The sequence below is a fragment of the Embleya sp. NPDC059237 genome (genome assembly GCF_042754105.1).
GTDB lineage: Bacteria > Actinomycetota > Actinomycetes > Streptomycetales > Streptomycetaceae > Embleya.
The window spans coordinates 63,462-87,367 of record NZ_JBHZAE010000023.1; the positions used below are offsets into that span (position 1 = coordinate 63,462).

Genomic DNA, 23,906 nt, shown 5'->3' on the forward strand with positions numbered 1-23,906 from the left:
GAGCGGCCGATTCAGGCGGGGTGCGGCGCGCCGAGATAGGGGAAGTCGGGCAGCAGGTCGGTGTGCGGCCCGATGTGGTCACTGGTGATCCTGCCGTTGGACAACATGGTCAGCCGGGCCGAGGTGACGTCGTCGGTGAGCGTGCGGCCGTTGGGATAGGCGGCGGGCCGGGAGCGGTCGAAGCGCAGTACGTCCGGCAGGACCGTGCGCAGCGTACGTTCCGCTTCGGCCCGCTCGTAGTGGCCGAAGTGAGCGAGTGCGGCGATCCACGCCTCGTGATAGGTGTCCCAGTCCTGCGCGGGCTCGCCGGCGTTGTAGGCGTCCTTGACGTCCTCGGCGTTGAAGTACGCGGTCAGCGAGGGATGCGCGCCCCGGTCCACCGATTCCAACCCGCCGTCCTGCCGCAGACTCACCCGGGCCCAGACCCCGATCACCGGGTCGGCGCCGAGTTCGGCGTCGGGCATCTCCAGCACGATGCCGAGCACGTTCTTGTCGGCGCCCCAGTCCACTCCGGTCCACTGGAAATCCTTGACAATGCCGTCCAGATCGGCGAAGAACGGGTCGCTGCGCAGGCCGACGGCGAAGCGGTACGGATCGGCCCGAACCACGATCGCGTCGGCGTCGCCGGCCACCGGCGCGTCGACGACGATCGGCTCGCCCGTCGCCTCGTGCGCGCGGGCTGCCGCGCCGGTCGCCCGATACACGGTGGCGGTCTGGCGTCCGTCCTTGGGCACCGAGAAGACCACGCTGAACGCCACGTCGGCCTGCAGATCGCCGTCGGTGTCGACGTTGATCCGGTACACCGCGTCCGGGTGCAAGGTCGCGCCCGCCCCGGCGATGGGGTGCACGTTCATGATCAGGACGGTGCGACCGCCGGGCCGGGAGAACACGAACAGGTCGGTGAGGTCGAGCCGGGCGTCGTCCTTGGGGGACCGCAGGTCGGGTCCGCTGAGGTGATGAGACATGCGCTCAGCGTCGGGTACGTACGCCTCGCCGGCCCGGCGGCGGCAGGCGACGCGCACCGGTGGTCACCCGTCCGGCCGCACCGTCGCGCCGCCTGCCCGACGGCACCACCCGGCGATACGACCGCGCGGTCCGCCCGGCGCCCGCGTGGGATGCCGGGCGGACCGTCGGGTCACTACGGTGCCGGAGCGGTCGCGTTGATCACCGCGAACGCGCCGCCCTGCGGGTCCGTGACCACGGCCATCCGGCCGGCCATCATGTCGAACGGCGGCTTGAGCACGTTGCCGCCGGCCCGGACCAGCGCGTCGACGACGCTGTCGGTGTCGTCAACGGAGAAGTAGGTCAGCCAGTGCGACGGCGTGCCCGGCGGCAGCTGGTCGAGCCCCTGCATCCCGCCGACCACCCGCCCATCCGCGCTCAGCGAGTAGTAGCCCTCGGCCCCCTCCATCGGCTTGGCCTCCAGACCGAGCGCGGCCTTGCCGAACTTCGCCGCAGCGCCCGTATCGCTGGTGTTCAGCTCGCTCCAGATCACCGAACCGGGCTCGTTGACCACCTGCGCCCCGCCGAAGTCCCGCGCTTGCCACAGACCGAACACCGCGCCGGTGGGATCGGCGGCGACGCACATCCGGCCCAGGGTCATCACGTCCATCGCGGGCATCATCACCGTGCCGCCGGCCTTGGCGATCTTCTCCTGGGAGGCGTCCACGTCGGCGGTGGCCAGGTAGGTGGTCCAGGCCGTCGGCGGGGTCGGTCCGCCGTCGGGGGACATCGCCTTCATGATGCCCGCGACGGCCTTGCCGTTGAGCGTGCAGACCGCGTATCCACCGGTCTCCGGCGGGCCCACCTCGCCCTGCCAGCCGAACAGGTCGCGGTAGAAGTCGAGCGCGGCCTGCTGGTCGGGCACCATCAGGTCGACCCAGCAGGGTGTGCCGGGCTTATAGGGACTGGTTACCTCGGGCATGACGGAACCTCCAGAGAAGAACGACGCCCCCGAACCCGTCGTCACTCGCCATCGTGGGCAGCCCCCATCGGGCCGCCACCGACGCGCCGGTACCCGCCGGACCACGTCCGTCAACCTCCGGTCGGGCCACGTCGCTCACCCGCCCGGCCCGGGACGGGTTCGACGCGGTCGCCGTCGTTCACCCCGGGCCGATCCGCAGGGGTCGGGAACGTCCCTACCGGCCGGGTCGCCGAAGTCGTCTCCCCCGCTCCATGACACGACACCGCCGGCCGCGCGGACCAGCCTGCGGGTGAACGTGTGTCGAGGGTCGGTCAGGATCCGTCCCGCCGGGCCCTCTTCCACCAGCCGGCCCGCGTCCAGGACCGCGATCCGGTCCGCGAGCCGGGCCGCCGCCGCCAGGTCGTGGGTGATGAACACCAGGGACAGGCCGCTATGTTCCCGGGAACGGGCGAGCAGGTCCAGCAGCTCCGCCCGGGCCGCGCCATCCAGGCCCGAGGTGATCTCGTCGCAGACCAGCACACCGGGTCGGGCAAGCAGGGCTCGGGCCAACGCGGCACGCTGCAACTCGCCCCCGGACAGCGCGCCCGGTCGGCGCTCCGCCACGGGCGCGGCCAGGCCGAGTTCGGCCAGCGTGTCGAGCGCCTGCGTCCGAGCCGCGTCCGGGTGCACACCGCGCAGCCGTACGGCCGTCCGGGCCACCTGGTCCAGGACCGGCCGGCCCTCGTCGAACGAGGCCCGCGCATCCTGGAACACGTATTGCACGGCCGCCAGTTGGTCGGTGGTACGACCACGCAGCGAGCGGGGCAACGTCGTCCCGTCGAACCGGATCCGCCCGCGGTATCCACTGTGCAGGCCGGCGAGGCAGCGGCCCAGTGTCGTTTTGCCGCTGCCCGAACGGCCCACCAGGGCAAGGCATTCGCCGGGTGCCACGGACAGGCTCACCCGGTCCAGGACGGTCACCCGGCGCCGCACGCCCGCCGGGTATCCGGCCGTGAGGTCCCGAGCTTCCAGCCGAACGGCGGTGGTGGGGTCGGGGCCGTCGTCCGCGGCCGGCCCTCGGGGCCGAACCTCCACCCGCTCGGGCGCCGGCAGCACCCGCGCCGTCGGCCCGAATGCGACCGGCCGCCCGTGCGCCAACAGCACCACCTCGTGCGCGAGTCGGCGCACCACGTCGAGGTCGTGGCTGAGCAACAACACCGCGATCCCCTCTCCGGCCAGGGCAGCCAGCCGCGCCACGACACCCTGCTTGGTCAGCGCGTCCTGCCCCGTGGTCGGCTCGTCGGCAACCACGACCCGCGCACCGAGCAACAACGCCTGGGCCACCACGACGCGTTGCTGCTGCCCGCCGGAGAGCTGATGCGGGAAACGCCGCACGACCTCCTCGGGGTGCTCGATCCGCGCCGCCCGCAACGCCTCGTCCACCGCGGCCCGGTGCGACCCTCGGCCGCCCGCGCCCACCCGCGCCCGCGCTCGCGCGATGTCCCGCAACAACACGCCGACCCGACGCACCGGGTTGAGCACCGCGCCGGGATGTTGCGGGACGTACCCGACCGCTCCCCCGCCCACCACCCGTACCTCGCCCGTCACCCGGGCGCCGAGCGGGAATTCGCCGAGCAGGGCCAGCGCGGTGGTGGTCTTGCCGCTGCCCGACGGCCCCACCAGCGCGGTGATCCGCCCGGCACGCAGCGTCAGATCCACCCCGTCCACGATCGCCCGACCACCCACCGCAACCCGCAACCCGCGCACGAATGCCACGGGTTCAGCGTCGCTCATCGGCCCTTCCCCGCCCGGCCGTCGGCGTCCGCAACGCCGTGTCGAACGCCAGGTTCGTGCCCATCGACAGCGCCACGATCAGCGCCGCCGGTACCACCACGGCCCACGGTTGCAGGAACAGGCCGGGCCGGTTGCGGTCCACCATCACCGCCCAGTCGGCGGCGTCCGGGGCCACACCCACGCCCAGGAACGCGGCGGTCGCCACCAGGTACAGCGCACTGGCGAGCCGGGTCCCCGCGTCGGCGGCCAGCGTGCGCCGGATCGACCGCAGCGGGTAGCCGACCGTGATCCGCCACCAGGACTCGCCCTGCATCCGCAACGCCTCGACGGCGGGCCGCGCCGCCACCTCGGTGCCCGCCGCGGCCACCACCCGCGCGGCGTCCGGCATCGCCACCAGAGCGATCACCGGCACCAGTTCGGCCGGCCCCGGCCGAAACAGCGCGGCCACGAGCAGCACGACGAGCAGCGACGGTATCGCGATCAGCACGTCCAGCGGCCGCATCAGCACCTCGGCCACCCACCCGCGCCGCGTCGCCGCGGCGGCCAGCCCGAGCGGCACCGCCACCAGATAGGCCAGGACCGTCGCGGCCACCGCCACCAACACCACCGATCGCCCGCCGAGCAACACCTGCCGCCAGACGTCGCGCCCGGCGAAGTCGGTGCCCAGCCAATGCCCTTCCCCGGCGCTGAACGACACCGCGCGCGGCTGCACGGGCCCCGCGAACCACGGCCCGATCAACGCGATCACCAGCGGCAGCCCGATCAACGCGAGCGCCACCGCATACCGCCGACCACCACCGTCGCCCCAACTCGATTTCCCCAAACGTGAGTTCACTACGCCGCCACCTCCACGCGCGGCGCCAGCCGCAGCGTCACGAGGTCGGCGACAAGGTTGACCGAAACGGTCACCACACCGAACACCAGCGCCAGCCCCTGGATCACCGGGATGTCGCGCGCCGCGACCGCGTCCACCAGTACGGTGCCGAGCCCGGGGATCACGAACAGCGCCTCCACCACAATCACGCCGCCCAGCAACCAGTCGCAGGTGCGGGCCAGTTGCTGGATCGCGGGGGCAAGGGCGTTCGGCAGCGCATGCGTCCGGCACACCCGGGCACCGGACAGACCCAGCCGCCGCGCGTGCGCCACGTACGGCGACGCCATCGCGTCGATCATGCCCGCACGCACCAGCCGGGCGATCGTGCACACCGGCCGGGACAGCAGCACCACCACCGGCAGCACCAACACGGCCGGACGGCCGAGCAGATCACCGTCGGTACCCACCGCCGTCGGCGGCAACCACCGCAGTTCCAGCGCGAACAGCGTGATCAGCAACACCCCGAGGGCGAACTCCGGAACCGCGTGCACCGCCGACGTCAGCGCGCTGATCAGGCGATCCACCGGGCCGCCCTCGCGCCGCGCGGCAAGCACCCCCAGACCCACCGACAGCGGCACGAGCAGCACGACCGTGGCCCCGGCCAGTATCAGGGTGGGGCCGAACCCGTCGGCGAGCAGGTCGGCGACCGACCGGCCCGAGACCAGCGAGGTGCCCAGGTCACCGTGCGCCAGACGCTCGATCCAGGCGGCCAACCGTCCGCCGACCGAACGATCCAGGCCCATCGACTCCCGGATCCGAGCGATCCGCTCGGGGTCGGGCTGGTCGCCCGCCAGGGCCACCGCTGCGTCCCCCGGGAGCGCCTCGGTCAGCGCGAAGATCAACAGCACCACGGCCGCGATCTGGACCGGGCCGAGCAGCAGTCGGCGTGCCGGGCGGCCACGATCCGCGCTCACCCGAGCCAGACCTTGTCGAACCGGGCCCAGTCCAGCGTATTGGCGGGCGCGTTCGTCGCCACGCCGCGCACCCGGTTCGCGGTGGCCACGATCCAGTCCGCGAAGCCCCAGATCAAAAACCCGCCCTCGTCGTGGAGTCGGCGCTGCATACGCTCGTACAGCGCGGTGCGCAACGCCTCGTCGGGGGTGGACTGGATCTGCCGATACAGTTCGTCGAAGTCCCGGTCCCGCCAGTGTGTCGCGTTGGTGGTGGATCCGGTCAACAACCGCTGGGAGACGTGCGATTCGATCGGCATCGCCCCCGAGCGGTAGGACGCGAGCGTGCCGGAGGTGAGGATGTCCTTCCAGTAGGTGTCCTTGTTGCCGATCCGCACCTGAACGGTGACCCCGGCCTTCGCCGCCTGTTCCTTGAAGATCCCGGCGGCCTCGACGAATCCGGTGGCGGCGGGCGCGGTGTCCAGGGTGACGGTCAGACCTTCGGCGCCGGCCTCGCGCAGCAGCGCCCGGGCCCGGGCCAGGTCCTGGGTGCGCTGCGGCAGGCTCGCCGCGTAGTAGCGATATCCCTTGCCGAAAAGGTCGTTGCCCACCTCCCCGGCGCCGGACAGTGCCCCGTCCACGAGTTCCCGACGGTCGGCGATCAGGCAGAACGCCTGCCGGACCCGCCGGTCGTCGAACGGCGGCCGATCGGTCTTCATCACGAAGCCCTGCATCGCGCTGTTCCGCAACCGCAACACGGTGATCCGGCCCCGGCCCTCGTGCACCCGCGCGGTGGCCGGGTTCAGCTCGTGCGCGTACTCGACCTGCCCGCCAAGGAGCGCGTTGGTCCGCGCGGACTCCTCGCCCGCGATCACGAACTCCAGTTCGTCCAGGTGCGGACCGCCGTCCCAGTAGCCGTCGTTGCGTCGCAGCAGCAGCGAACTCCCGGGCTTGAACGACCCGAACACGAACGGCCCCGATCCCACCGGCCGCTCGAAGGAGTCCGCGCCGGTCGGCACGATGTAGGCGCCGAAAGCCGCAAGCACGTTGGGGAATTCGGCGTAGGGCAGCTTGAGCCGGAACTCCACCGTGGCCGGGTCGATCACCCGACTCGCGGCCTGGTCGATCGACTCCAGCGCGGCCTTGGCCCGAAACGCCCGTGCGGGGTCGGCGATCCGACGAAAGCTGTACAGCACGTCCTCGGCGGTCACGGGCCGGCCGTCGTGGAAGGTCGCCGGACGCAGCTGTACCCGCCAGGAGTCCAGCGTCGCGTTCGGCTCCCACCCGGCGGCGAGCCGGGGTACCGGGGCCAGGTCCGCGCCGTAGTCGGCGAGCTTGTCGAACAGCGCCTTGGCCCGGGCCACGTCGACGAACAGATTGGCCAGGTGCGGATCCAGCGTCTCGTTGGCACCGCCGCCCGGGAAGGCCGCCCGCAGTCGCCCGCCGCGCCTGGGCGTTGCCTCGCCCGGCGTACCGGCGTGCGGCCCGGGCTCGGCCGTGCCGCCGGCGCAGCCCACCGCCAGGGTCAGCGCGGCAACGCCCCCGGCGGTCAGGAAGGCCCGGCGGGAGGTTCCGGCGCGGGCTGCGCCGAGGGGTATGCGGGGGTGGATCCGGCTCATGGGTCGTTCTCTCCGTGTCGGCGGTGATGGTGGGCGGGGTGATGCCGGGTCAGCGGCGGCGGGCGACCACGTGCAGGCGGTCGCCGTGCCCGGTCGCGGCGGGCGGGGCGCCCTCGATCCAGGGCGGGTCGGTACGCGGTCCCGGGTGGTCGTAGAGGTCGAGCACGTCGAAGCCTGCGACGTCGAGGAAGTAGCCCAGCTCGCGGGGGAACAGCAGCCGCCACGCGGAGAGTTGCGTCCGGGCCGGCGCTCCGTCGTCCGACGTCCATTCCCGGCGTCGGCGCAGCAGTTGGGCGCCGTGGTCGACCCACAGGGTGGTGCGCGAGGTGTAGGTGACCCCGGCGTGCACGACGGTATCGGTCCGGGGTTCGGTTTCGGTCCGGGCACCCTCGGCGCCCTGGAGGAAATAGGCGCCGTTGCGCAGCTCGGCCACGAACAGCCCGCCGGGCACGAGGTGTTCCCGACAACGATCGAAAAACGCCGCGAGGTCGGTGTTCTCGTGGCAGTACAGCAGCGCGCTGTCCAGGCAGACCACGGCGTCGAAGACACGTCCGAGGTCGAAGTCGCGCATGTCGGCGAGGCGGTAGTCCGGGCCGGGGTGGTGGGTGCGGGCGTGGCGCAGCATCGCCGCCGAGGTGTCGATGCCGACCACCTCGCGGGCGGCATGGGCGTGCAACCAGGCCGCGTCCCGCCCGGTGCCGCACCCCACGTCCAGCACACGCGGCCCGCCGCCGTGGCCCCGCAGGGTCGCGTCGGTCCACCGGGCGGCGCGCCGGTCGGGGTCGGGGAAGCGGCGTTCGTAGAGTTCGGGGGTATCGGTCAGGAGATTGCGGGTACTCACGTCGGTTCGCTCTCGGCTTCGTACGGGTCGCGGGCGCCCATCGGGGCGAGTTCTCGGGCGTGCGGCGGTAACAGGTGCTCACGACAAGCTCTCGGCCGTGCGGCCGGCGTGGGTGCTCGTCGCGGCAAGCTCTCAGCCGCGCAGCCGGCACGGATGCTCATCACGACAAGCTCCCGACCGTGCGGCCGGCACGGGTGCTCATCGGGACTCGCTCTCGGCCCTGGGGTGGTCGGGAGTACGCGACGCCGCGGCGGGCTCGACGGCGCCGGTCCCGGGCGCGGTCGACGGCAGCGTCCCACCCCGGCGCAGCCACCCCACCGCCGAGGCCGAGACCAGGCCCAGCAGCGCGCAGCAGGCCCACGGCAACCACGCCCGGCCACCGTCCGCGCCCGCGTCCATCGCCCAGCCGATCCCGGCGTTGCCGGCCGCCGCCGCGATGCCGGACGCCGCGTAGAACAGCCCGAAGCAGGTGCCGGTCAATCGGTCCGGGCCGAAGGCGGGGACCAGTTCGAGCACGAACGGCTGGGCGATCATCACACCCAGATGCAGCAGCAGGGCGGCGGCGATCAGCGGCACCATCCGCACCACCGCGTCCCAGGTCCCGTCCGGGCCGGCGCCGCCGGCGACCACCATCGGGGGCATAAAGGCCAGTCCCGTCACGGCCGTTCCGATCGTGATCCACCGGGTACGGTCCCCGCGCGCTTGGAGGAAGCGGGTGATCCGCAGTTGCAGCAGCAGGTTCGCGACCGTCCCGGTGAGGAACAGCAGCCCGACGGCGGCCTCCTGGCCGGTCGCGTGCCGAACACCGTCCGGGAGCAGCAGGTACAGCTGCGTCTCCAGGCCGTACAACCCGGCCATCGCGATCGAGAACGCCACGAAGGCTCGGTTGCCCAGGACTTCGCGCCAGTCGGCCAGAACCGAACGCTCCGGCGCGGGCACCGGGCGCGCCGGCAGGACGAGCGCCTGGGCGATCGTCAGCGCCGCGAACAGCACGGCCGCGGTCAGTGCGGCGGCGGTGAAGTCGACCAGGAGCAGCAGGCTGCCGAGCAGCGGGCCGACCAGGGCGCCGGTGGTGGCGAAGACATTGAACAGGGCGAACGCCTCGGCCCGGCGCGGCCCCGCCTCGCGGGCGAGGTAGGTGCGCACCGCGGGGTTGAACAGCGCCCCGGCCAGTCCGCTGAGCAGCGCGGCGGCAAGCAGCACCGGAAGTCCGTCGCCCAGCGCGAACAACCCGAATCCCACGGTGCGCAGCGCACACCCGGCGATGATCACGCCGCGTGCGCCGAGCCGGTCGGCGGCGGAGCCGCCGAGGATGAACAGGCCCTGCTGCGCGAGGTTGCGCACGCCCAGGACGATGCCGACGACGGCGGCGGACATCCCCAGGTCGTCGGTGAGGTGGGTGGCCAGATACGGGATCAGCAGGTAGAAGCCGATGTTCACGCCCAGCTGGTTGACCAGCAACAACCGCACCGCGAGCGGGAATTCGGCCACCGCGCGAAGTGTCCTCATCGGGCGGCCCCGATCGTGCGCCGCACACCCAGCCCGGGCGCGTGTCCGGCGGCACGCACGGTGCCGTCGCTACCGCCGATGCCGGTCCACGGATCGTGCGCGAGCAGCAGATGCCCGTCCAAGTCGACCCAGCGGGCCCGGTCGACGAGGTGTACGGCGGGCGCGATGCCGAGCGAACTGCCGGTCAGACAGCCGAACATGACCTCGGTACCGCTGCCGCGCAGATCCTCGACGATCCGCGACGCCGCACGCAAACCGCCACATTCGGCGAGTTTGAGGTTGACCCCGGGAATCCGTCCGGCCAGCCGCAGCACATCCTCGCGGGTGATGGCGTCCTCGTCGGCGATCACCGGGATCGGCGCGTGCCGAGCGATCCGCGCCAGCACCTCGGGCCGCCCGGCGGCGATCGGCTGCTCCACCGCCTCGACCCCGAGGAGGGCGAAGCGCGGCAGCAGTTCCATGGTCTGCGCCTCGCTCCACGCGCCGTTGGGATCGAGCAGCAGCCGGGCGTGCGGCACCGCGTCGCGCACGGCCGCGACCCGGGCCAGATCGTGCGCCGGATCGGGTGCACCGGCCTTCACCTTGAGCACGGTGAACCCGAGTCCGGCCAATCGTGTCGCCGCACCGGCCGCGTGCTCGATCCCGCCCAGCCCGATGGTCCGGGCGGTCACCGCCGCCGGCGCCCGTTCGGCGCCGAGCAGCCGATGTACGGGCTGCCCGGCGCGCTTGCCCACCAGGTCGAGCAACGCCGCGTCGAGCGCGGCCCGCACCCCGAGCGGCAGCCCGCTCGCTCCGCTGCCGGCCAACTCCCGCGAAGCGCTCTCCGGTTCGCCGAACCGCCCCAGCCACGGCCGCGCCACGCGCGCCAGCGCCGCCCCGATGTCATCGGCCGACAGTCCGAGCCGAGTGCTGCCAAGCGCCTCACCCCACCCGCGTGCCCCTTCGTGCTCGACACACACCCAGACGGCGTCCCGCCCGGCCATCACCGACCGCGAAATGCGCAACGGCTCACCCAGTTCGAGCCGGGTGGTCTGCCACGTGAGCCTCATGCGGACCCCGTTATGGAGGTCTGGGGCATGCTCGCGACGCGGGACGCGGGCGTGGCGGCCGACGCGGGCGCGTGTTCCCCCACCGACGGCCCCGGGCCGCCCGGCGTGCGCGCGACCGTGCGACAGCGCGCCCAACCGCCGACCTCGACGATCCCGGGGTCCAGGATCTCCACCGGGTGGGTGGGCACGTGAGCGCCGTCCAGGCCGTGCGCGGCGCAGAAGGCGTCGTCGTAGACGGTGCCCAGGTACCGGTGCGGGCCGTCCGGGAAGATGGTGGCCACGGTCGTACCGGGGTGGACCCGGGCCGCCCACGCGGCGACCAGGGCGACCGCGCCGGTGCTCCAGCCGCCGCTGACGAAGCTGCCCTGGGCCAGCCGGCGGCATGCGTCGACGGCGGCGGCCGGGCCGACCCAGTGCACCTCGTCGAACGCGTGGTGGGCGACGTTGCGCGGCCGGATACTGCTGCCGAGCCCGCGCATCAGGCGTGGTCGGGCGGGCTGGCCGAAGATGGTCGAGCCGACCGAGTCGACGCCGATCACGGTCAGCGCCGGCCAGCGCCGACGCAGTGGCCCGATCAGCCCGGCGCTGTGCCCGCCGGTGCCCACGCTGCACACCAGGATGTCCACGTGGTCGAGCTGGTCGGCGAGTTCGGTCGCCATCGATGCGTAGCCCGCCGGGTTGTCGGGGTTGTTGTACTGGTCCGGCCAGTAGGCGCCGGGCGTGCCGCGCAGGATCTCGCGCAACCGGGCGAGCCGGGCGGCCTGCCAGCCGCCGACCGCCGCCGGATGTTCCACCAGGTCCAATTCGGCGCCGTGCGCGCGCAACAACTGCCGCATGGACGGTTCGAGTTCGCGGTCGCCGACGAGCCGGACCGGATGGCCGAGCGCCTGTCCGGCGAAGGCCAGACCGATGCCCAGTGTGCCCGAGGTGGACTCGACCACGAGCGCGCCCGGGCGCAGTTCGCCGCGTCGGCGGGCGCCGCGCAACATCGATACGGCGGCGCGGGCCTTCATGCCGCCCGCGCTCAGGTATTCGAGCTTGGCCCAGAATCCCGGGTGCGGGCAGGGCAGTTCGGTGCCGACGCGGACCACGGGGGTGCGGCCGAGCAGGGCCAGCAGGTCGGGATTGGCGCCGGTGGAACCGGCGGCGCGCGGAAGCGGGAGGGTATTCACGCGGCACCTCCGGATCGGTGCGCCGCGCTCGTACGTTCGGGCCGGTGCGCCGCACTCGGCTCTCCGGGTCGGTGTGCCGCGCCCGGGTCGCCGGGCCGGTGTGCCGCGCTCGACCCGCCGTAGCGGTAGACCACACCGGGTCCGCCGTCCAGCCAGAAGAACGGATAGGGCTCGGCGCACACCGCGCTCACCCCCGCGCCCACGAAGTGCGGCAGGATCGCGCTGCCGGTCTGGGCGAACATCACCAGCGGCTTGCCGGTGCTCGCGGCATGTGCGCGCAGCGGCTCGAAGGTGTCGTTGCCCAGCGTCATGCCGGAGGCCAGGATCGCGTCGCAGCCGTCCAGTTCGGCCTCGGCGTCACGGTGGATCGGCTCGCCCCATTCGGTACGCCCACCCTCGAAGTCGCACGGCACGCAGCCGATCCCGAGCGTACGCAGCCGCTCCAACAGCGAGTTGACCACGCCCACGACCAGCACCGTGCGTACCCGCGCCAGGGGCAGCAGCTCGACCACGGCCCGGGCCCGGGCCCGCGACTTGGTCAGCGAACTCCCGGCCGGCAGCGGGTACGCCCGGGCACCGTGCTCGGGGCCATGCGGGCGGGCCCGCATCAGGTAGGCGTCCAGGGCGGCGATCCGGACCGGCGCGAGCGGATGCGCCAGCAGGTCGGCCACGCGGGCCCCGACGCATTCGTCGATGATGTCGGCGGGCAGCGTGCCCGGCTCGGCGGCACACGAGCCGACCGCCGCGCCCAATCGCACGCTCAGCACCTCGTTGCGGTAGCCGGTGGTGCGTTCCGCGTGCCGGACGGCCTGCACGGTGCAGAAGGCGGTACTCACCCGCTCCTGGTTCGGGTCGGCCCCGAACTCCCCGGCGCGGACCCGGACGAGCAGATCGTCGAGGGCGCCCGGGGGGCCGGGCACGGATCGCGGCCGGCTCACCCGGTCACCGCCGACACGGCCGCGTAGCGGGGGCGCAGCCGACCCAGCATGCGCTCGGCCGACTCCCGCGCGCCGGCGCCCCGGGAGGCGGTCAGCACGTGGCCCAGATACTCGTTGTTGCTGGTCGCGGCCCGTACCGCCCGCCCCGGTTCGGCCAGGGTCAGCTCGACCACGCCCGGCTCGCCGCGTACCGCGTCGGCGCCGTCGATGCCGGCGAGCGTGCCCGTCCCGTCGGCCGACAGGTCGCGTTCGTCCGGCAGCAGCAGGCCGATGGCCGCACTGCGCACGCCGGTCTCCCGCACCGCGAGGTCGGGACGTCGGCCGAGCGCGACGTCGACACAGGCCACGACCAGGTCGACGCCGGTGACGTGCCGGACCAGTTCGGTGATGCGATTGCCCGCCGGCCTGGGGTTGACCTCGATCGTGCGCGGCCCGTCGGAGGTGAGCCGGATCTCGGTATGCGCCACGACGTGGTCCAGGCCCAGCGCCTCGACCGCGCGTACGGCGGTGTCCGCGGCGGCCCGCGTGTGGTCCGGCCCCAGTGCGGCCGGGAACATGTGTCCGGTCTCGACGAACGTCGGCTCGGCGCCCAGGCTCTTGTCGGTGACGCCGACCACGTGGGTGTGCCCCGCCCGGGTGACCGTCTCGACACTGACCTCGGGCCCGGTGAGGTATTCCTCGATCAGCACCACCGGGGCCCGGCGCCGGCCCCGCGCGTTCACCGTAAGGTCCGTGATCGCCCGCTGTGCGCGGGCCAGTTCGACCTCGTCGTGGACGACACGCACCAACATCCCGGCGCACAGGTCCACCGGCTTGACCACGACGGGGTAGCCGATCTCGCGCGCCGCGGCACGCGCCCGCGCCCGGTCCGCGCACAGCGCGAAGCGCGGGCCTGGCACGTCCGCCTCGGCCAGGCGCAGTCGGGTCAGATCCTTGCGGCAGGCCGCCTCCACCGCATCCGGCGCGGGAGCGGGCAGGCCGAGCCGGGCGGCGATCCGCGCCGTGGCCGGCAGGTAGTAGTCGCACGCGGACAACACCCCGTCGAACGCGAACACCTCGTGCAGTCGTTCGACGGCGGCCGGCAGTTCCGCCGCGTCGTTGGTCTCGGTCGTGACGATGTTGCGCGCGGACAGCAGCGGATGCGGCGCCGCGCCGGGCGTCGCGCGCAGGTAGTGGTGCAGGTCCCGGGTGAGGAACGTGAACTCGTGTCCGGCCTCGTGGATCGCCCGGGGCAACAACCCGCTCATCGCCCCGACCCAACTTTCGACAACCAACAGATGACCCACCGAACTCCCTCTCCGACCGCGGCGACGGCTCTCTCGCAGAGCATCGATCCGCCGTGACCGTATCGGGAATGGTTTTCATTTTCAATACAACATCAACGAGAGCCGCCGTCCGTACCCGCCGCACCCATCCGCGCCGGCCCGCCACCGCGCCGCCACCGTCCCGAAACCACACCCGAACCGCGCTCGGCAGCACATCGGTACTGCCGAATCCGGGCTTCGACCCCGCCCCGAAACCCCCGAACCCGGTTTCCCATGTCACAACCCGTCCGCAACACCGCACGCAGAGCGGCCGATCCAAGCTTTCTTCGGGCAATTCCGCACGCGGAAACGTGTTTTGGTGCATGTCACGCGCGGAACGGGCGATCATGGACCCAGCGCGGGTGGGATGCCCCCGCCCGCCGAAGGGGAACAACGTGGTCCGGTCCGCCGGATCGCGACTGCCCCGACCCGATTGCCGAACCACGAAAAGGAGTCGCCGGATGGTCGCATCGTCGGTTGACGAACTGAGAGTTGCATTGGAAAAGGAGGCCACGGAACTGGCCGGGCAACGGGACCGGCTGCAAGAGGAACTGGCCGTGGTAGAGGCCCAGTTGGCCGCTCGGCTGAGCGCGGTGGAACAACTGGCGCTGATCCGCCCGCTGACCGCGTCGGCGCCGGCCCCGGCCGAGGAGGCGGCGGCGGAGCCGGTCGCCGAAGCCGCGGTCGCCCCGGCGCCCGAGGCCGAACCCGTGCCCGAGGCCGAACCCGCCGTGGAGGCCGCGCCCGAGGCCGAGGCCACCGCCTCGCCCGAGCCGGTCGTCGAGGCAGCACCCGAACCGGCCGCTCCGGAGACCCCGGCGGCGACCGTTCCGGCCCCGCGCCGCAAGAAGCAGGCGGTCGCGGCGGTGGCGGAGCAGACGCGGATACAGTCCGCCTCCGCCCGCAAGGCTCCGGCCGGCAAGCCCGCGGCCAGGAAGTCCACCCGCACCAAGGCCGGCGCCGCGGCGAAGGCGACCGCCGCCAAGCCGGCCACCGCCAAGCCGAGCGCCACCAAGCGGACCACCACCAAGGCGGGCACCGCGACCAAGGCCGCCAAGGCCAAGGCCACGGAAGCGCCCGCTCCCGCGGCGGCGCCGGCGGCCCGTCCGGTCCGTTCCCACCTGCGCGACGAAATCGCCGCGCTGTTGGCGGGCACCGGCGAGCCGATGAACGTGCGTCAGCTCACCGAGGCCCTGGGCGAGGTCGCCACCAAGAGCCGCATGGAGAGCGTGCGCACCTCGACCGAGGGTCTGGTCAAGGCCGGACGCGCGGTCAAGACCGGTCGCGGCCTGTTCACCGGCCCCGCGGCCTGAACCACCCCGGGTCCGCCCGGTTCTCCGGACGATCGCCGGCTCGACGACCCACCTCGACACCACCGGGGCCACGTCGAGCCGGCGGTCTCCGTCCCGGCCGAAGACCGACCCGCCGACGGACCCGCCCCGCGCCTACCGCACCCGACGCCGCCAGGGCCGCCACCACGACGACCCACGCCGACGCGCGTCCGTACCCACCGGATTCGCCGGCGCCGCCGGCTCCGGCCGCGTCGCCCGCCACCGGGCGACGGCCTCCTCCTCGTCGAACGGCCGAAGGCCCAGCACCGGCCCGGGCGGCGGCATCCGCAACGCGGCGACGATCTTGGTATTGATCTCCGTCACCATGCGCCGGACCTCCCGCTCCGAGCGGGCCCGCTCGATCGCCGCCATCGTGTCCTCGGCCTCCTTGCGGAGCGCCAGGGTCGGCGGCAATACCGAGATGCCCTCGCTCTGCATCTTGCGGCGCACCCACCACAGCTCGTCGTAGGGCGCGTCGATCGCGGCCAACGGTTTACCGGCTCCGGGCAGGTCGTCGAACTCGCCCCGCGCGGCGGCGGCGTCGATCTGCCGGTCCACCCACGAGTCGAACGGAACCTCGGGCGGCTTGCGCTCGGTCACGGAACTCCTCCTCCGCACGACGACGTCGGTTCCCCTCCAGCATGCCGCACCCACCCCACCGACCGGGCGGCGGCGGATCGGCGGCGGGCCACACCCCCGACCCCGCCGTCGACCCCGAGGTCACCAGCCGCAGGAGCACACCTTCGGCTTGTCGGCCCGAACGATCGCCGACCGCATCCCGTCGGTGATCTCGTGCGAGGGCTCGACGGTGATCCGGATGAACCCGGCCGCCCGCAGCCCGGCCCGATACTCGCTCGCCGCCAACGCGCCGGCCAGACACCCGGCGAACGACCCGCGCGCGATCTGCTCCTCGATCGTCAACCCCTCGCCGGCCACCACGTCACACACAGCGAACCGGCCGCCGGGGCGCAGCACCCGAAATGCCTCGGCGAACACCGCGCCCTTGTCCACCGCCAGACTGATCACACAGTTCGAGATCACCACGTCGACCGTCGCGGCCGGCAGCGGCACCGCCTCGATCGAGCCCTTCAGGAACTCGACGTTGTCCACTCCGGCGCGCCGCGCGTTCGCCCCGGCCAACTCCAGCATCTCGTCCAACAGATCGAGCCCGTACACCCGCCCCTTCGGCCCCACCAGACGGGCCGAAAGCAGTACGTCGATGCCGCCGCCCGAGCCGAGATCGAGCACCCGCTCGCCCTCGACCAGGTCCGCCGCCGCGGCCGGATTGCCGCACCCCAGGCTCGCGGCCGACGCCGCCCCGGGCAGCCACCGCAACTCCTCCGCGCGATACCGCCCCGCCCCGAACCCCCGACCGACCCCGACCCCACTGCCGTCACAGCAGGATTCGCTGGTCACACTGCCCCCGGCCAGCACGACGCTCGCCGCCGCCACATAGGTCGCGTGCACCCCGGCACGCACATCGTCCATGGTTTCGTCTGCCACGGTGTCCTCGCTCATCCACGGTCCCACCCCCGACCCCGACCGGTCGGCGGTGGCAGTCTGGGGGCATTCGCGGGTGCAATCGCACCATGTCGGCCAATGGACGGCTATCGTTCGCCCGAAGGTCATCAACACCCGACGACCCACCCGAACAAGCCACGCCCGCGAACCCGGGTCGGCGCGAGACGCGGCCCGCTCGCGGGCGGGCCCTGAGATGATCCGCCGACCCGGTGTTCCCGCGCGGCCACGGCGTGTTCACCGCCCTCGGAGGTATCCATGTCGGTCACGATCCGCGTGGCGCCGGCCACCTCGGGCCCGGGCCTCCGGCTGGACGCGGACATGCCGCCGCTGGTGGCCGCCCTGCGCTCGCACGGCGCCGACGCCGAGGCGGTGTCCTGGGATCGCGCCGACGTGGACTGGTCGGCGTACGACGCCGTGGTGATCCGGTCCACGTGGGGCTACTGCGAGCGGCCGGTGTCCTATCTGGCCTGGGTGGACGCGGTCGAGGCGGTGACCCGGCTGGACAATCCGGCCACGCCGGTGCGCTGGAACACCGACAAGCGGTATCTGCGCGAACTCGCCGCGCACGGCGTCCCGGTGGTGCCGACCCGCTTCGTCGCCCCCGGCGAGCGGGCGATCCTGCCCGAACGCGGCCACTTCGTGATCAAGCCCACCGTCTCCTCCGGCGCCCGGGACAGCGCCCGCTACGCCGCCCCGGAGCACCACGACGCGGCGGCCCGCCACATCGCCGCGCTGCACGCCGGCGGCGAGACCGCGATGGTACAGCCGTACCTGTCCCGGATCGACGAGGGCGAACGGGCGCTGGTCTTCCTCGGCGGCACGTTCGGCCACGCCATGCGCAAGGGGCCGGTCCTGACCGAGGTCGGCGTCCTCGACAACGACCGCCACCCGCACCCGGGTCTGGCCCCGTACACCCCGACCGCCGCCGAACTCGACCTGGCCGTCGCGGCGTTGTCCGTGGTCCCGGTCGCAGCACATCCGCTGCTCTACGCCCGCGTCGACGTGGCCCCGGCCGACGACGGCTCGCCGGTGGTGATGGAACTCGAACTCGTCGAGCCCAACCTGTTCCTCGCCGACAACCCCGCCGCCCTGCACCGCCTCGCCGAGCTGATCCGCGCCCGCGCCGTCGACTGAACTCCGCGCGCCGCCAGGGCGGAACGCCGAAGGGCCCGGGTCGGAAACACTCCGACCCGGGCCCGGGCTGCCGGCTGACGCGAGGTCAGCTACTGCTCACCTCGCTCAGGGCGTCGCCCCCAGCCGTCGCCACGGCCGGCCGCCGTTGGGCTCGGCCAGTCCGGGTTCGACCGTGGTGTACCACTGGGCGTACCAGAAGTAGCCCTGCCAGGACACGAACGCCGCCGACGAACCGGCGGGATCACCCGCCAGGACGTGCGTCTCGCGCTCCGCGCTGCCGTTCTGCGCCTCGGCGTCGAACCCGCTCGCCGAACGCAACTTGGCCGCCACACCGTGCGCGGGACCGCCGGGCGTGCCCTCCGCTCCCGTTTGCAGGTCGACCGGGACGAACCGCCACTTCTGCCGATCACTGCCGTCACACCCGGTGGTGGACAGGTCCTGCCCCCCGGTGGTGGCGGTCAGGCAGCGGTTCCCGTTGACGATCCGATACCAGCCCCCACCCGCGTCGGTGACCTGCCAGTACTGGTTGTCGTTGCTCTCGATCGGCTCGATCAGGTGCACCCGGGACTGGTCCGGGTAGTGGTCCATGAGCTTGCCCTGATACTCGAACTGCCAGCCCTTGGCGCCCTTGTTCCAGGGCGACCACAACCGCCCGCCGGTCGGGCTGTACGCGGTGCCCGACCTCCACTCGGGGGCCGAGCAGGTGCCCGCCTCGGGCTCGGGCGGCTGCACGCCGGTGACGGCGCGCCGGTTCTCCGTGGTGACGCCGAACTCCCCATCCCCCACCTTCACCGTGGCGTTCGCCGGCCCGGTGATCGGCAGGTAGTACTTGATGCCGATGTCCAGGCTCTTCCCCGGCGGGATGTCCTGGCACTTCTCCAGCTTGACGGTGACCCGATGGAAGTCGGCGCCGAGGCCGCCGACGTTGGGCCCGGTGCGCCCGGGTCGGATGATCGGCATCTCCTTGTAGTTGTCGTCCTTGAGCACCGGCGGCGTCGAGGTGGGGATGTCGAACGCGATCTCGGTGCCCTGGGCGAGCGTGACCGCCGAGTCGTTGGTGATCCGCAGCTTGGGCTGCATCGGATACATCTCGGTGCTCGGGTAGTCGACCAACTGCACCTTCACGTCCACGCTTTGCGGCGGCATCGGCCGTCCCGCGCGCGTGTCACCGTAGCCGGAGGTACCCCGCAGCGCCCCGTCGATCCGGCTGGTCAGGTCGTACCCCATGCCGTATTCGCCGTTGTCGCGCAGCGCGTAGTCGCCGGCCATCTCCCACAACATCACCCCGCCGATACCGTTGTCCTTGACGTATTGGACCTTGGTATCGACGGACTGTTCGTCCTCAGTGGACAGGAACACCCGCTTCTCCGCGTTCCACAACCAGGACGCCTTCAGCGTGTCGTCCCACTTGCGGGCGTACGTCCCGGACATGCGGTCGTCCGCGTCCCGGTCCGGGGTGAGCCCGTAGCGGCCCATGTAGCGGGGCTGGATGTTGTTCTCCAGGTTCTTCGCGTGCCACAGCGGGTTGGAACCCGCCGCCACCTCGCGACCCCGGTCGGTGTCGTGCCACAGGTTGTCGATCCCGATCGCGCCGGAACCGCACTTGCTCTTCCCGCCGTTGTCACCGGTCCCGGGCGAACAGGCGCCCTGGTCCGTCTTCACCGAACTGCCCCACAGCCCGTCGGTGCCGCCCTGTACGTCCTTCCAGCCGCGCGTGTAATACGGCATGCCCAGGTTGATCCGGCCGGGTGGGAGTGCGCCCCGGTAGTAGTGGTAGGACCAGTCGACGTTGAAGTAGCCGTTCTTCTGGAAGTCCTTCGTATTAGGGTCCTGGTCGTTGTAGATCCCGGCGGCGGCCAGTTCGGCGTCCCGCCCGTCGTCGTACAGCGGTGCCTGCGGGCCCACGAACGAGTTCCACGAGCCGTGCAGGTCGTAGGACATCACATTGATGAAGTCCTGGTACTGAAGCGCGGGTTGATTCTCCTGACCACGCACCAGGTAACCCGACGAGGATGCCGCGGAGGTGAGCAGCAGGTATCGACCGCGGTCGGCGCCCGACCTGTCCAGCCGCTCCCGCAGCGTCTTCATCAGCGCGTCGTAGCTCTTGTTCAGCCCACCGCGCACCGGGTCGGAGACCGGCCAGTCCTCCGGGTTGCCGGACTGCGGCAGCGCCGACGGGTATTCGTAGTCGATGTCGACGCCGTCGAACCCGTAACGGGCCAAGAATTCGGTGACCGAGTCGGCGAACGTGTCGATGGCCGGCTGGTTGACCGACCCGTCGTCGTTCGTCGTCATCCGGTAGAAACCGCGCGATTCGGCCCAACCGCCCACCGAGATGAGCGTCTTCACCCGGGGATGGTCACGCTTGTAGCGGGTGAGCAGGTTGAAGTGCCCCTTGTACGGCAGCGCCGGGTCCATCTCGGCACCGGTCACCCCGGGCCAGGTCATCCCGGTCGACGGGTTGTTCGGGTCGTTCACGTCGCCGACCGAGATCCGGTTGTTCTCCACCTTCGCGAAGGCGTAGTTGACGTGGGTGACCTTGTTCCAGGGGATGTTCTTCACCAGGTAGCGCGGGGAGTTGTCGGCCCCGGTGCGCCAGGAGGTGAAGTAGCCGACCACCCGCCGGCTGCGGTCCTGGCCGAGCCATTCACGCCCGTCGCCCTGGTACACGTCGCAGTAGCGCGTCGCCACGCCCTGCGTCGGCTGCATCCCGTCCGGTCGGCACGCCGCCTGATCGGCCGGTCGGGCCGGTCGCGCGCCGCCGTCGTCGAAACGTCCGTCACCCGCGTCGAAGGGGTCGCCCGCGTCGCCGTCCCACACCGGGGAGGTCTGGCACGGACCCATGGTCAGCTCGCTGCCGTCGGCACCATCGCGTGCCGCCAGGCACGTGTTGGAGTGCTTGTTGCGGAACTGCTCACCGTCGGGGAACCACTGCTGATTGTTGCTGCCACCGCAGCCCCACTGCTGGATCCGTCCGGAACCCACGTCCAGGTCCAGACACTTGCCGCTGTAGCGACTCACCATCTCCATCGACCCGTCACCGTGTCGCGGCCGCAGATCCCACTGCTGGTTGTCCCAGCCGCCACACCCCCACTGGTGGATCCGACCACCGTCACGCCGCCCTTCGGCATCCCGGGTGTCCACGTCGATGCACTTGGTGCTCACCCGGTTGGTGACCAGCCCACGATCGACGACCCGCGTCCACGTGGTGGCGCGCTCCAACGGCGGCGGCGGCGGGGGTGGCGAGGCGCCGACCCGCTCGATCCACCAGCGCTGGTTCTTGGCATCACTGCACGGATCCCCACTCGCCCAGTGGGTGGGCCGCGAGGTGCTGTGCGCCAGGCAGAACGTGGCGGGCAGCCCCTGCATGATGTCCACGAACTTCAGTTGCCGGGCGCCGCCGATCGCGTCGTCCGATGTGAACCACTCGACCGAGTCGCCGAGCGCGGCCCACTGCCAGGACGCGCCACCGTCGCCACGTAGGTAGTTGTTCTGGTTGCTCCGCAGCGTCACCATGCCGGCCTGGCCGTTGGCCATGAACCACTCCTGGCCGGCCTCGCCGGACGGGCCGGTGACCACCCACTTGGAGCCCGGTTCGTATGGGCGCAGGTACTCGCCGGTCTCGGCGTTGCGCAGCCGGATCCAACCCTCCTCCACGTAACTCGGCGAGATGGGTTCACCGGTCACGCCGTCCGGCCCCTTGCCCGGTGTGTTGGTGCAGCGGAATTCGCGCCTGGTCCAGTCCGGTTCCCGGTTGGCCAGCGCGGCCAGGCAGGCCCCGATCGCCTGCTGGCCGAAGCTGTTCGGGTGCACCGCCTCGCGGTAGTCGCCCTGCTGGTGCGGCTCCGGGATCGGTACACCCGCCAGGTACGGCACCCAACGCACCCACTCGGCCTCGGCCCCGGGCACCCCGTTGGCATCCGTCCCGCCGGCCTGGCGGGCGTTCTTGGCACACAATTCGTGTCCGGCGAACGCCTTGGTCAGGTCCAGGAATTCGGCGTCGGCGGTGGTCGCCGCCGCACGCAGCATCGAGGTGATCCGCGGCACCACCGACTCGACCGCCCAATCCGAGGCGGCGTCGGTGAACGGGCAACCACCCTGCGAGTAGCGCGGCTTGATGGAGTTCTCGTAGCGGTTGTCGGCGGCCCGGGGCAGCGGTGTCGGGTAGGACTGGAGCACCAGGCGATACGAGGTGTCCGACTGCCCGGCCCGGCGCATCACGTCGCGAATCGCCGCGAGTGTCGCCGAGACCTTCTGCTGCGTGTCGGGCAGCGAGGTTTCGAGAGCCTTCTCCCAGCCCGTGCCTCCGCGATTCTCGCAATCGGGCCCGAGGTTGAAGAACGCCTTGCCGCAACTCGCCAGGATGTCGGCGAATTTCAGGTCGTTGCCGCCGATCGAAACCGCGATCAGCGTGACCCTGTTGTCCTTGGCCACATCGGCGAGTTGCTCCACCTGTGGTCGCTCACCCTTGAACGCTTCGGTGAGCAAGTTCTTCGTCTCGGCGCCGGAACAGGCCAGATTGATCCGGCGATCGACGGCCAGAGCCGCACTGTTGATCTCGGCGACGTCGGAGCGCTCGCACCCGTTGCCGCCGTCGTACTTGGTGTTGCCGTACACGGAGTCGCCCCGGTCGGTGCCCCAGTACCCGGCCTCGCCGGTATCCGCGTTGCCGGCCCAGCGGCCCGCCTCACCGGAGATGTAGCTGTCGCCCAACGACACCGCGGCGGTGGGTCGTCCGTCGGTCGAGCAGTTCGGATCCTCGGCGTCCGCGGCGCCCGCCCGGGGGCTCGATGCCTCGTCGCGAACACCTGCGGCTCGATAGCGCGTGGTGTGGTTCCATCTGGTGCAGTCCACCGGGCCCGGCGGTGCGATACGGACCGGAAAATGATCCGAGCCGATGTCGTTGCCCACGGACACGTTCACATCGCCGCGCTGCCCGGCCACCACCATGAAGTCCAGCGGGTACCCCGAGCGATGGGTCATCTGCGCCGGGTTCGTGGCGATGCCGCCTTGGCGGGCGAAGAGTCGGATACCCTGATTCTCCGGGAATGTGTCCGCCAGACTGTTGAAGTCGCCGAGAACGGCCCAGTTGTCCTCTCCGACGCCGGCCCGGATGGCCCCGAGCAGGCCCAAGGCATGCGGATTGGGCGTGCGTTCGCTGCGAATGGCGGCGGTATGCACATTGAACACCCAGTTGTCCCCGAAGCGCAGACCGAGCGCGGGCCGGCTGCGGTTGCGCGCCGGGTCGAAGACGGCGCCGAAACCGTCCGCCTCTTGTCTCGACCAGATCGCCATCGAGGTCCGGACGCCTCGCGGGTTGATCCGCGGGATGTTGCCGTTCGGCAAGGGCCTCTGAAGGGGATGGATCTTCAGGAAGTACAGGTAGCCGGAGTTGCGCCCCCCGTCACGACCCACTTTGGTCTCGGTCAGGTCATATCTGAGCGGCGGCAGATTGGGATCGTTGTTCACGGCCCCATCGTCGGCATCCTCGGGGACGTCGACCGCGTCGCCCACTTCCTCGTCCTCATAGTTCCGGTACCGGTTCAGAAGCTGCCCACCGTCGGGTCTTTCGGTTCCGGCCTCTTGCAGCGCGATGAGGTCCGCATCGCCCTTCAGGCCGTCGACCACCGGCCACTTGGACGTATCCGGGCCGTCCCCGGAACGACCCTGCATGTTCCAGGTGACGAACCGACTCGGTTGCACTGCCGCGTTGACCTGCGCCGTCCCGACCTCCGCCGTCGGTGCCGCCACCGCCGGCGACACCATCTGCGGTCCCAGCAACAGCGCGCCCAGCGCACCGGCGGCCACCACTCGCGAACGTTTGCCGCGTCGGCGGGCCCATAAGGTCGACGCGCGTAGCTGCGCGCGGAGACGAATCCGAACCATTTCCGTACCTCTCCTTGTCGAGATAACGACCGAAGGAGGATATGGGACGGCGCTCGACATCGACTGCCCGGGTACTGAACACCCACCCCGGTTCGGCGCCGAACAGCCGTACCGAAACGGGTCGTTCCGTCACCCCCCGGA

Annotated in this window: 17 protein-coding genes; 2 read left to right on the forward strand and 15 right to left on the reverse strand. The window is 71.9% G+C overall.

Going from position 1 to position 23,906, the window contains the following annotated elements; translation table 11 throughout:
• Nucleotides 1–11 precede the first annotated feature (11 nt).
• The 12 genes from ACFXKZ_RS45185 to ACFXKZ_RS45240 form a co-directional block, all read right to left on the reverse strand.
• A complete protein-coding gene (locus tag ACFXKZ_RS45185) occupies nt 12–965 on the reverse strand; it encodes a DUF4331 family protein (RefSeq protein ID WP_380011653.1) in 954 nt (317 codons plus the stop codon).
• Nucleotides 966–1,138: 173 nt separating this feature from the next.
• The gene (locus tag ACFXKZ_RS45190; protein WP_380011656.1) at nt 1,139–1,924 is read right to left on the reverse strand and encodes a VOC family protein; all 786 of its coding nucleotides are present in this window, start codon (nt 1,922–1,924) and stop codon (nt 1,139–1,141) included.
• 135 nt (nt 1,925–2,059) lie between these two features.
• Entirely contained in the window at nt 2,060–3,697 is a 1,638-nt protein-coding gene (locus ACFXKZ_RS45195) for an ABC transporter ATP-binding protein (protein ID WP_380011659.1), read from the reverse strand.
• Nucleotides 3,684–4,532 (reverse strand): ABC transporter permease, encoded by an 849-nt coding sequence (locus ACFXKZ_RS45200; protein ID WP_380011662.1) that lies wholly within the window; start codon nt 4,530–4,532, stop codon nt 3,684–3,686. The genes ACFXKZ_RS45195 and ACFXKZ_RS45200 overlap by 14 nt, the downstream gene beginning before the upstream one ends.
• Nucleotides 4,532–5,485: an ABC transporter permease gene (locus tag ACFXKZ_RS45205; RefSeq protein WP_380011665.1), complete on the reverse strand. Its 954-nt coding sequence runs from the start codon at nt 5,483–5,485 to the stop codon at nt 4,532–4,534. Before ACFXKZ_RS45205 ends, ACFXKZ_RS45200 begins: the two co-directional genes overlap by 1 nt.
• On the reverse strand, nt 5,482–7,080 hold the full coding sequence (locus ACFXKZ_RS45210; protein WP_380011668.1) for an ABC transporter substrate-binding protein: 1,599 nt from the start codon (nt 7,078–7,080) through the stop codon (nt 5,482–5,484). The genes ACFXKZ_RS45205 and ACFXKZ_RS45210 overlap by 4 nt, the downstream gene beginning before the upstream one ends.
• A 49-nt stretch (nt 7,081–7,129) precedes the next feature.
• The gene (locus ACFXKZ_RS45215; protein ID WP_380011671.1) at nt 7,130–7,921 is read right to left on the reverse strand and encodes a class I SAM-dependent methyltransferase; all 792 of its coding nucleotides are present in this window, start codon (nt 7,919–7,921) and stop codon (nt 7,130–7,132) included.
• Between the two features lie 198 nt (nt 7,922–8,119).
• The gene (locus ACFXKZ_RS45220; RefSeq protein ID WP_380011674.1) at nt 8,120–9,430 is read right to left on the reverse strand and encodes an MFS transporter; all 1,311 of its coding nucleotides are present in this window, start codon (nt 9,428–9,430) and stop codon (nt 8,120–8,122) included.
• Nucleotides 9,427–10,479, reverse strand: coding sequence for an enolase C-terminal domain-like protein (locus ACFXKZ_RS45225; protein WP_380011677.1), 1,053 nt, complete (start codon nt 10,477–10,479; stop codon nt 9,427–9,429). Before ACFXKZ_RS45225 ends, ACFXKZ_RS45220 begins: the two co-directional genes overlap by 4 nt.
• Nucleotides 10,476–11,651, reverse strand: a complete 1,176-nt coding sequence (locus tag ACFXKZ_RS45230) for a PLP-dependent cysteine synthase family protein (RefSeq protein WP_380011680.1) — start codon at nt 11,649–11,651, stop codon at nt 10,476–10,478. The genes ACFXKZ_RS45225 and ACFXKZ_RS45230 overlap by 4 nt, the downstream gene beginning before the upstream one ends.
• Nucleotides 11,648–12,589, reverse strand: a complete 942-nt coding sequence (locus ACFXKZ_RS45235; protein ID WP_380011683.1) for a hypothetical protein — start codon at nt 12,587–12,589, stop codon at nt 11,648–11,650. The genes ACFXKZ_RS45230 and ACFXKZ_RS45235 overlap by 4 nt, the downstream gene beginning before the upstream one ends.
• Entirely contained in the window at nt 12,586–13,875 is a 1,290-nt protein-coding gene (locus tag ACFXKZ_RS45240; RefSeq protein WP_380011686.1) for an ATP-grasp domain-containing protein, read from the reverse strand. The genes ACFXKZ_RS45235 and ACFXKZ_RS45240 overlap by 4 nt, the downstream gene beginning before the upstream one ends.
• A gap of 479 nt (nt 13,876–14,354) precedes the next feature.
• Between ACFXKZ_RS45240 and ACFXKZ_RS45245 the strand changes: the two genes are divergently transcribed.
• Entirely contained in the window at nt 14,355–15,206 is an 852-nt protein-coding gene (locus ACFXKZ_RS45245) for a hypothetical protein (RefSeq protein WP_380011689.1), read from the forward strand.
• A 132-nt stretch (nt 15,207–15,338) separates the two neighbouring features.
• Here ACFXKZ_RS45245 and ACFXKZ_RS45250 read toward each other — a convergent pair whose 3' ends face one another.
• Nucleotides 15,339–15,824: a DUF1992 domain-containing protein gene (locus ACFXKZ_RS45250; protein ID WP_380011692.1), complete on the reverse strand. Its 486-nt coding sequence runs from the start codon at nt 15,822–15,824 to the stop codon at nt 15,339–15,341.
• A 120-nt stretch (nt 15,825–15,944) separates the two neighbouring features.
• Nucleotides 15,945–16,742, reverse strand: a complete 798-nt coding sequence (locus ACFXKZ_RS45255) for a methyltransferase domain-containing protein (protein WP_380011695.1) — start codon at nt 16,740–16,742, stop codon at nt 15,945–15,947.
• Nucleotides 16,743–17,000: 258 nt separating this feature from the next.
• On the opposite strand from ACFXKZ_RS45255, the gene ACFXKZ_RS45260 reads away from it, so the two are divergent.
• Nucleotides 17,001–17,879 carry a RimK family alpha-L-glutamate ligase gene (locus tag ACFXKZ_RS45260; RefSeq protein ID WP_380011698.1) on the forward strand — a complete coding sequence of 293 codons (879 nt, stop codon included), beginning with the start codon at nt 17,001–17,003 and terminating at the stop codon, nt 17,877–17,879.
• A gap of 105 nt (nt 17,880–17,984) precedes the next feature.
• Here ACFXKZ_RS45260 and ACFXKZ_RS45265 read toward each other — a convergent pair whose 3' ends face one another.
• Nucleotides 17,985–23,765 (reverse strand): glycosyl hydrolase family 18 protein, encoded by a 5,781-nt coding sequence (locus ACFXKZ_RS45265; protein WP_380011701.1) that lies wholly within the window; start codon nt 23,763–23,765, stop codon nt 17,985–17,987.
• Nucleotides 23,766–23,906 lie beyond the last annotated feature (141 nt).